Annotated in this window: 8 protein-coding genes; 6 read left to right on the forward strand and 2 right to left on the reverse strand. The window is 63.7% G+C overall.

The window, feature by feature from the left end; translation table 11 throughout:
• Positions 1 to 109 precede the first annotated feature (109 nt).
• Genes EOA22_RS05290 through EOA22_RS05315 form a run of 6 tightly spaced genes read left to right on the forward strand, consistent with a single transcriptional unit; the run spans position 110 to position 5904 of the window.
• Complete coding sequence (locus EOA22_RS05290; RefSeq protein WP_024502052.1) at positions 110 to 1012, forward strand: branched-chain amino acid ABC transporter permease; 903 nt, start codon at positions 110 to 112, stop codon at positions 1010 to 1012.
• The gene (locus EOA22_RS05295; RefSeq protein ID WP_082826621.1) at positions 1009 to 2058 is read left to right on the forward strand and encodes a branched-chain amino acid ABC transporter permease; all 1050 of its coding nucleotides are present in this window, start codon (positions 1009 to 1011) and stop codon (positions 2056 to 2058) included. Before EOA22_RS05290 ends, EOA22_RS05295 begins: the two co-directional genes overlap by 4 nt.
• Entirely contained in the window at positions 2055 to 3233 is a 1179-nt protein-coding gene (locus EOA22_RS05300) for an ABC transporter substrate-binding protein (RefSeq protein WP_013528425.1), read from the forward strand. Before EOA22_RS05295 ends, EOA22_RS05300 begins: the two co-directional genes overlap by 4 nt.
• Positions 3230 to 3994, forward strand: a complete 765-nt coding sequence (locus tag EOA22_RS05305) for a cyclase family protein (protein ID WP_244514254.1) — start codon at positions 3230 to 3232, stop codon at positions 3992 to 3994. Before EOA22_RS05300 ends, EOA22_RS05305 begins: the two co-directional genes overlap by 4 nt.
• Positions 3978 to 5321, forward strand: a complete 1344-nt coding sequence (locus EOA22_RS05310; protein ID WP_348629479.1) for a cysteine desulfurase-like protein — start codon at positions 3978 to 3980, stop codon at positions 5319 to 5321. Before EOA22_RS05305 ends, EOA22_RS05310 begins: the two co-directional genes overlap by 17 nt.
• Before the next feature lies 1 nt (position 5322).
• Complete coding sequence (locus tag EOA22_RS05315) at positions 5323 to 5904, forward strand: cupin domain-containing protein (protein ID WP_013528422.1); 582 nt, start codon at positions 5323 to 5325, stop codon at positions 5902 to 5904.
• 100 nt (positions 5905 to 6004) lie between these two features.
• Here the strand turns inward: EOA22_RS05315 and EOA22_RS05320 are convergent, their stop codons facing one another.
• Both EOA22_RS05320 and EOA22_RS05325 read right to left on the reverse strand, forming a co-directional pair.
• The gene (locus tag EOA22_RS05320; protein WP_013528421.1) at positions 6005 to 7408 is read right to left on the reverse strand and encodes an MATE family efflux transporter; all 1404 of its coding nucleotides are present in this window, start codon (positions 7406 to 7408) and stop codon (positions 6005 to 6007) included.
• A 169-nt stretch (positions 7409 to 7577) separates the two neighbouring features.
• Positions 7578 to 8775: FGGY-family carbohydrate kinase (locus tag EOA22_RS05325; protein WP_245478597.1), on the reverse strand; the 1198-nt coding region annotated here is incomplete at its 5' end.

Here is an 8775-nt window from a genome sequence, read left to right on the forward strand (position 1 = left end):
TCGCCGACCGTGCCTATGTGCTGCGCACGGGCCAGGTGGCGCTGTCTGGCCGGTCCGCGGAACTGCGCGACAGCGAACGCGTGGCGCAGGCATATCTCGGGGCGGCAACATGACCCAGCTGGACTATATCCTGCAGCAGATCGTCAATGCGGTGAGCCTCGGCAGCCTCTACGCACTGGTGGCGGTCGGTCTGTCGATCGTCTTCGGCGTCCTCAAGCTCACCAATTTCGCGCATGGCGACGTCATGATGGTAGGTGCCTTCGGGGTTGCCTTGCTGGTCGGCATCGGCGTTCCGTTCCCGGTCGCCGTGATCTGCGGCATCGCCGCAGCCGCCGCCGCCGGCTTCCTCATCGAACGCATCGCCTACCGCCCGATCCGCGACGCGCCCGACGTTGCGCGACTGCTGACCAGCCTCGCCGTCACCTACATCATCGAGAATGTCGGCATCCTGGTGTTCACCTCCTCGCCGCGCAATTTTCCACTCCCCGATATTCTCAACACCTCCTGGGAAATGTCGAACGGCGCCATCACCTTCACCAGCATCAATCTCCTGACCATCGCGCTGACCTTCGTGTCGCTGCTGCTCCTCGGCTGGTTTATCACGCGCACCACGACTGGGCTCGGCATGCGCGCCGCAGCCGAGGACATGTCGGCGGCACACCTTGTCGGTCTGAACGTCAACCGGCTGATCATCGTCGCCTTCATCGTCGCATCCGCCTATGCCGGCCTCGCCGGCATTTTGTGGGCGGCACAGGCCGGCGTGGTGCAGCCGCAGATGGGCTTCACGCCGCTCCTGAAGGCTTTCGTGGCGGCAATCATCGGCGGCTTCGGGTCGATCGCGGGCGCCCTGGTCGGCGGCTACATATTGGGCGCGCTGGAGATATTCATCGTCGCATTCCTGCCGAGCAGCGTCTCGTCCTATCGCGACGCAATCGTCTTCGCCGTGCTGATCGCCTTTCTCCTGGTGCGCCCGGGCGGGCTGCTCCAGCCAAACCGGGAGATAAAGCTGTGAGCCGGGAAGCGCGGATCACACTCCTCGTCCTCGTCGCCGTGGTGGCGGGGGCAGCTGTCGCATTCGGTGCGCCGCACGTGCTGAGCGACTATTTCGTCCGGATTATCCTGCTGATCGCGCTGAATGCAATCCTGGTGCTGGCGCTGTCGCTGAGCAACGGTTTTACGGGCGTGTTTTCGCTCGGCCATGTCGGCTTCATCGGCGCCGGCGCGTATATTTCGGGAATCCTGTCGATCCCGGTGCAGCAGAAGATGGCATTGCTGCCGCATCTGCCGGGGTTTCTGCATGCTTTCAGCCTCCCCTTCCTGCCGGCGACGCTGGTGGCAGGTCTTCTGACGGCATTGCTTGCGGTGGTCGTCGGTTATCCCTTGATGCGCCTGTCGGGCTATTTCGTTTCGGTGGCGACGATGGGATTCTTGATTATCGTCAACGTGGTGCTGATCAATGCGTCGGATTTCACCCGAGGTGCCCGCACGTTTACCGGCGTGCCGCTGGAGACGACGTTGCCCTGGGTGATGGGTTGGCTCGCCATCACGGTGTTCGTTCTGGCGCGCCTGGTTTATTCGCCTTTCGGGCGCGCCATGAAGGCGGTGCGCGACGACACGATCGCGGCCAGCGCTGTCGGAATCGGCGTGCTGCGGACCAGACTGATCGCCTTCGTCATCGGCGCGTTCTTCTCAGGCGTCGGCGGGTCGCTCTATGCGCATTATCTCGGCTCGTTTTCGCCGAACACTTTCTACTTCGCGCTGACGATGAGTCTGATCACAATGCTGGTGCTGGGCGGCATGGGCTCCCTGACCGGCGCGGTGGTCGGCGTCATCTGCGTTTCGCTGTTGTCGGAGATCCTGCGCTCGGTCGAACGCGGCTTCACGATCGGCGATTTCGCGGTGCCGGCCCTGTTTGGCGCCAGCCAGATCGTGCTCGGCTTCATCTTCATTCTAGTCATGATCTTCCGGCCGAAGGGGATCATGGGGGACCGGGAACTTATGTTCGGATCAACCCAAAGATCGGCAACGGTGAACCAGACAGAGGAACGAAAACGATGATCAAACTCACTCGACGCGGTACCATCGGCCTGGGACTGGGCGCATTCTTCGCGCTTGCCTCGGCCAGCACGGCACTTGCTGCCGACACCATCAAGATCGGCTATCCGGCAAACCTGACCGGCATCCAGGCCTCGCTCGACGGTCCGATGCTGAATGGCGCCAAGCTGGCAGCGAGCGAAATCAACGCCGCCGGCGGCGTGCTCGGCCAGCAGATAGAACTGGTGATCTACGATTCCAAGAGCGATTCGACGACGATCTCGACCGTCGCCAGCCAGTTGATCGACAGCGACAAGGTCGTCGGCATCATCGGCTTCGCCGATTCCGACTCGGTGCTGGCCATCGGACCGCAGGTCCAGACGGCGCAGATACCGTTCATAACGCCAGGCGCGACCTCGCCGAAATTGCCTAGCCAGCTCGGCAACGAGATCTTCCTCGCCGCCTTCGGCGACAACGTTCAGGCTGCGGTTGGCGCGGAATTTGCGCTGAACAAGCTGAACGGCAAAACCGCCTACCTGCTGACCGACATCGGCACTGAATACACAACGCTGCTGTCGGACTACTTCGTCACCGCCTACGAGCATGGCGGGGGCAAGATTTTGGAGCGCGACACCTACAAGATCGGCGACAAGACCTTTACCGCGCAGATCGCCAAACTGAAGGCGCTGTCGCCGCAGCCAGACTTCGTCTATGCCTCGTCGAATGCCGAGGAAATCGGCCTGATCTTGAAGCAGATGCGCCAGGCCGGCATCAACCTGCCGGTGGTCGGCGGCGACGGCTACGACACGCCCTTGCTGATCCAGGTCGGCGGCGACGCGGCCAAGGACACCTACTTCACCACCCACGCCTATATCGGTGAGGGCGCCACCCCGAAGGTGCAGGCCTTTATCGACGCCTACACCAAGTCGGTCGGCAATGCCCCGGAGAACGCGTTCGCTGCGCTCGGCTACGACTCGGTCAAGCTGATGGCCGACGCGATCAAGCGTGCCGGTGCGCCGGATCCGGCCAAGATCCGTGACGCGCTGGCCGCTACGTCCGGGCTCGACGGCGTGACCGGCACGATCACCTACCGCCCGGGCATTTCGGTGCCGGACAAGTCGGTCTCGGTCATTGGTGTCAAGGACGGCAAGCTTGTCCTGGCAAGTGAAGCGGCACCGACCTTCGTCGCGGAGCCGTGATCTTGTCCACTCCGGGCTCCCTTTGGGACATCTACAGGTCGCGGCTCTCCGCCGCGACCTTCACCGACCTGACGCATGCGTTTCATCCGGGTCAGCCGCATTTCCCGGCCTTCCCGGACGAGGAGCGCAGTGCGTTGCTCGATTTTTCGAAGGGCGATGCCTTCCAGGTCCACCACTACGCCTTCGTCGGACAGTGGGGCACCCATGTCGATCCGCCGGTGCACTTCATCGACGGCGGCCGCTCGATCGACCAACTGCCGGTGGCGGAGATGCTTCTGCCGCTGGTCATCCTCGACATCAGCGACAGGGTCGCCGCCGATCCCGACGCGACGCCGACGCTCGACGATATTTCGGCCTGGGAGGCGCGGAACGGCCGTATCCCGGAAAAGTGTTTTGTCGCACTTCGCACCGGCTGGTGGCCGCGCTGGCCGGACCCCGTGGCGTTTCGGAACAAGTCGGCCGACGGTATCTCCCATGCGCCTGGTTGGTCGAAGCCGGTGCTGGAGGAGCTTTTGGAACGCCGCGGTGTTGCTGCGATCGGGCACGAGGGCATGGACACTGATCCCGGCCGTGCCACTTCCGCAGGTGACGCAAGCCTGGAATACTATGTGCTGTCGCGCGACTGCTGGCAGATCGAGCTCTTGGCCAATCTCGACAAGGTGCCCGAAGCCGGCGCGTTGATAATGGCAAGCTGGCCAAAGCCAAAGGCCGGATCTGGCTTCCCGGCTCGCGCTGTCGCCATCCATGAAGCGGCCGGCTGAACGCGTGAAGCCGCTGCTGGCGGCGGTCGAGGGGCCGCCGCACAACGATCATCAGACACGGAATTCAGACATGGATATAGATACAGTCCGCGATGCTTTTCCGGCGATGGCGAGAGGTGCCGAGCCGAAGAAGCGGATTTTCTTCGACAATCCCGCGGGAACCCAGATGGCGAGCCGTTCGATCGAGCGTATGACGCGTGTCATGATCGAAACCAACGCCAATCTTGGTGGCTATTTCGAAACCTCACTCGCGGCCCAGGCGATGGTCGACGACGCGCATCAGGCGATGGCCGATTTCTTCAATGCCGCCGACCGGCGTGAGGTGGTGTTCGGCCAGAACATGACAACTCTGACTTTCGCCGTCTCGCGCGCCATCGGCCGCGATCTGAACGCCGGCGACGCCATCGTGCTGACGCGCATGGATCATGACGCCAACGTCGCACCCTGGCTGATGCTGGCGGAGGATCGGGGGCTTGAAGTACGCTGGATCGACCTCGATCCAAAAACCTTCGAACTCGACCTGTCGACGCTGGAGGCGACTATCGACGAGGACGTCAAGCTGGTCGCTGTCGGCTATGCCAGCAACGTTACCGGCACGATCAACGACGTGAAGCGGATCGCGCAGCGCGCCCGCGCGATCGGGGCGCTGAGCTATATCGACGCGGTGCAGTTCGCGCCGCATGGGGTGATCGACGTCCAGGAGATCGGCTGTGATTTCCTGGTTTGCTCGGCCTACAAATTTTTTGGACCGCATCACGGGGTGTTGTGGGGCCGTTTCGATCTGCTGCAGGCGCTGACCGCCTATAAGGTGCGCGCGGCTTCCAATACGCCACCTGGAAAATTCGAGACGGGAACGACAAGCCGCGAGGCGCTTGCCGGGGTGCTTGGCGCCGTCGAGCACTATGCCTGGCTCGGACAGTCCTTCGGCAACGTCCACCCGCAGGCGACGCGGCGGGAGCGAATCGTCGCCGGCATTGAAGTCGCCGACCGTTATGAGCGTGTCCTGACAGCACGGCTGATTGCCGGATTGTCCAGAATTGATGGCGTCTTGATCCAGGGCATATCCGATGTGGCGGCGCTGGCGCGCCGTGTGCCTACCGTGTCGATCACCGTTGACGGAACCGATCCCGCGGACATCGCCAGGGCGATGGCAGAGGAAGGCATCTATCTCTGGCACGGTCACAATTACGGTTTGGAGCCAATCAAGCGGCTGGGGCTTGCGGACCGCAACGGTGTCGTCCGCATCGGGCTGGCTCATTACAACACCGAGGCGGAAGTCGATTTCCTGCTGGCGAAGCTGGCGGACTGGATGAAGACGCGGACCTGACATGCGCGACAGAAACGGAACCCCGAGGATCGGCGTCAAGCTGCGCCATGCCAGACAGGTGCTTGGCCTCAGCCTGGAAGAGCTCGGCGCCCGCATCGGGCTGACAGAGGGTTATCTCTCGAAGATCGAAAACGACCGCGCTACGCCGTCCATGGCGGCTCTGCACCGGCTGGTGCAGGCACTGGGCATCAACATGAACGCGATGTTCGGCACGCTGCAGCACAATGCCTCGGAAGTGTTCGTTTTGCGGCAAAACGAGCGTCCGCACATGGAGACGGGACATCGGCGTTCGGGCAACCATGTCGTGCTCGAGCAATTGGTGCCGTCCGGTCCGGAATATCTGCTGCAGATCAACGTCCACGTGATCGAGGCCGGCGGCGGCAGCCCCGAGTTGATCAGCCACAAGGGACAAGAGTTCGGCTACGTGCTCGAAGGTTCCGTCGAATTGCTGGTCGAGGCGAACGTGGTGGCACTCGAGGCAGGCGACGCGTTCTATTTCAACTCCGAACTCGGCCACGGCTACCGCAATATCGGTTCGACCACGGTCCGCATCCTCTGGGTCAACACGCCGCCGACATTCTGACCGCCTCCAGCGCGGCGCCGGATTTCGAGGGAGTTCTGCAGACGTCGTTCAATGAGCCAACGTCCACAGGACAACAGCCGCCGAGCCCAACCGTCCTGTTTCAATGCCCGAACGCGAGCGGCGGGGCCAGTCGGTCGCGCCGCAGCCAGCGCGCCAGCAGCAGCGCGGCCACCACGGCCAGCCCCGTCGACAGGCCGATCCAGATGCCGACGCCATGCAGGCCGAAATGGAAGGCGAGCAGCACGCCGAGCGGCAGGCCGACGCCCCAATAGCCGATCGCGGCATAGATCATCGGCACCTTGGTGTCGTGCAGGCCGCGCAGCATGCCGGCGGCCACCGCCTGGGCGCCGTCGAAGACCTGGAATAGCGCCGCGAAGACCAGGAACGACACGGCAAGTTCGATCACCCTGGCATTGGCCGGATTGCTCAGATCGATGAAGGCGCTGATCAGCGGATGCGGCCACAGGATCATCACCAGCCCCATCAGCGCCATGAACGAGACGCCGATGACGAAGGCGGTCCAGCCGGCGCGCGACACGCCTTGCGGATTGCCGGCGCCATGCGCAAGGCCGACGCGCACCGTCACCGCCTGGTTGAGGCCAAGCGGCACCATGAAGGAGATCGAGGCGATCTGGATGGCGATCGCGTGCGCGGCCAGCGAATCCGCGTCGATCAGGCCCATCAGCAGGGCGGCCGCATTGAAGATAGTCACCTCGAAGGCGAGAATGCCGGCAATCGGCAGGCCGAGCCGCAACAGGCCCTTGAAGCGTGGCCAGTCCGATCGCCAGAACCGTCCGAACAGACGATAACGGCGGAACTTCTTCTCCAGCATCACCACGGCAGCCAGGCCGATGAACATCAGCGTTGAGGACAGCGAGGTGGCAAGGCCCGACCCGGCAATGCCCATCGACGGCACGCCGAGATTGCCGAACATGAACACCCAGTTGAAGAAGGCATTGCAGGCGACGGCAACAAAGACGATGACCAGCGCCCAGCCCGGCCGCTCCAGCGCCGAGATGAACGAGCGCAGCACGATATAGAAGTAGAAGGGCAGCACCGCCCATTCGAGCCAGCGCAGATAGATGCCGGCCTGATGCGCCAGTGCCGGTTCCTGGCCCATGGCCAGCAGAATGCCTTCGCCGTGCCAAAGCACGAGCCAGATTGGGATCGAGATCAGGATCGCCAGCCACAGGCCCTGGCGCACGGTGCGGCGCAGGTCGCGCACCGAATAGCGGCGGCGGCCAAGCTCGGTGGCGATCATCGGCGATGTCGCCAGCATCAGGCCGAGGCCGAAGATCAGCGGCATGAAATAGAGGTTGGCGCCAAGCGCGCCACTGGCCAGCGTATCCGGCCCCAGCCGGCCCATCATCATGACGTCGGTGGCCGTCATCGCGGTCTGGCCGAGATTGGTCAGCACCATCGGCCAGGCGAGCGCCAGCGTCGCCCTGATTTCCTGACGCCAAAGATTTTCCGGCGCGCGAGCGCCGGCTTCGATCGCAGACATTGTTCCGCTCTTTCCAGATACGGCACGTCGGCATTAAAGCCGGAAGCCGCATTTCAAACGGCAAAACCTTCGGTTTCGCGGCGTTTGCGTCAGCTTCTGGACGAAACGCGACATGAAGGCAAGAGAGGAGGGACGGGAACGGATTGAGCCAGGGACCGGCCCCGGTGCTCTAGCGGATCGCGTCCAGCATCCGCCGCTGGCGGTGCATCTCGAGGAAAACCTTGTAGTCGCGGTCGAAACGCCCTGATGATTTCGGGTTCGACGCGCGCGTCCTGCCGCCTTGCTGCATGGCAAGACAGGCCGCGTTGAGGTCGGGAAACAGCCCGGCCGCGGTGGCGGCGATCATGCCGGTGCCGAGCAGCACCGCCTCGTCGGCCAGCGGCTCGATCACCGTGCAGCCGGTGGCGTCGGCATAGAGCTCCATCAACAGCGGGTTCTTGGTGTGGCCGCCGGTGACATGCAGCGTATCGATCAGATAGCCGTTCTCGTTCAGCGCCTCCAGCACGTGGCGCACGCCGAGCGCGATGCCGACGGCGGTGCGCCAGTAGAGTTTGCACAGGCTGTCGAAGGAGGAGTCCAGCGTCAGCCCGCTGACGACGCCGACGGCATGCGGATCGGCGAGCGGTGAGCGGTTACCATGAAAATCGGGCAGCACATGCAGCCGCGCGGCAAGGTTGTCGCCCTCGGTGGCGCGCAGCTCGGCGACACGCCTGGCGATCTTCGCATGCATGGCGGCATCCGGCTCGCCGCCGGCGCCGTGCCAGCGGATGATGTGGTCGAGCAGGGCGCCGGTCGCCGACTGGCCGCCTTCCGACAGCCACAGCCTGGGCAGCGCCGCGCCGTAATAGGGACCCCAGACGCCGGCGAAGGGCTGCGGATCCGGTGACATCGCCATGACGCAGCTCGACGTGCCGGCGATCAGCGCCAAATGCCGGCCGATGTCCTGTTGGTCGCCGGCAAAGCCGCCGAGCACGCCAAGCGCACCGGCATAGGCATCGATGACGCCGGCGCCGACCCGGCATTTCTCGCTCAGCCCAAGCTCGGCCGCTGCCTGGGCGGTCAGTTGGCCAATATAAGCGCCGACCGGGCTGGCCTTTTCCGGCAAATTGCCGTGCTCGAAAAGATCGCCGAGGCCGACGAGCGCAAAGAAGTCGCGCCGCCAGCCGGCCTCTTCATGCGCCAGATAGGTCCATTTGGCGGTCAGCGTGCATTGCGAGCGGGCCAGCGAACCTGTCGCTTGCCAGGTCAGGAAATCGGTGAGATCGAATAAATAGCCGGCTTCATTCCAGGTCTCCGGCAAATTGCGCTTCAGCCACATCAGCTTCGGTGTCGCCATTTCCGGCGACATGACGCCGCCGACGTAATTC

The organism is Mesorhizobium sp. M7A.F.Ca.US.014.04.1.1, from assembly GCF_003998745.1.
Lineage (GTDB): Bacteria > Pseudomonadota > Alphaproteobacteria > Rhizobiales > Rhizobiaceae > Mesorhizobium > Mesorhizobium ciceri.

What these genes read in the sequence shown, in the direction of transcription:
- EOA22_RS05310 (WP_348629479.1), top strand. Translation starts at nt 3,978, where the DNA reads ATGAAGCGGCCGGCTGAACGCGTGAAGCCGCTGCTGGCGGCGGTCGAG.
- EOA22_RS05315 (WP_013528422.1), top strand. Translation starts at nt 5,323, where the DNA reads ATGCGCGACAGAAACGGAACCCCGAGGATCGGCGTCAAGCTGCGCCAT.
- EOA22_RS05300 (WP_013528425.1), top strand. Translation starts at nt 2,055, where the DNA reads ATGATCAAACTCACTCGACGCGGTACCATCGGCCTGGGACTGGGCGCA.
- EOA22_RS05320 (WP_013528421.1), bottom strand. Translation starts at nt 7,408, where the DNA reads ATGTCTGCGATCGAAGCCGGCGCTCGCGCGCCGGAAAATCTTTGGCGT.
- EOA22_RS05290 (WP_024502052.1), top strand. Translation starts at nt 110, where the DNA reads ATGACCCAGCTGGACTATATCCTGCAGCAGATCGTCAATGCGGTGAGC.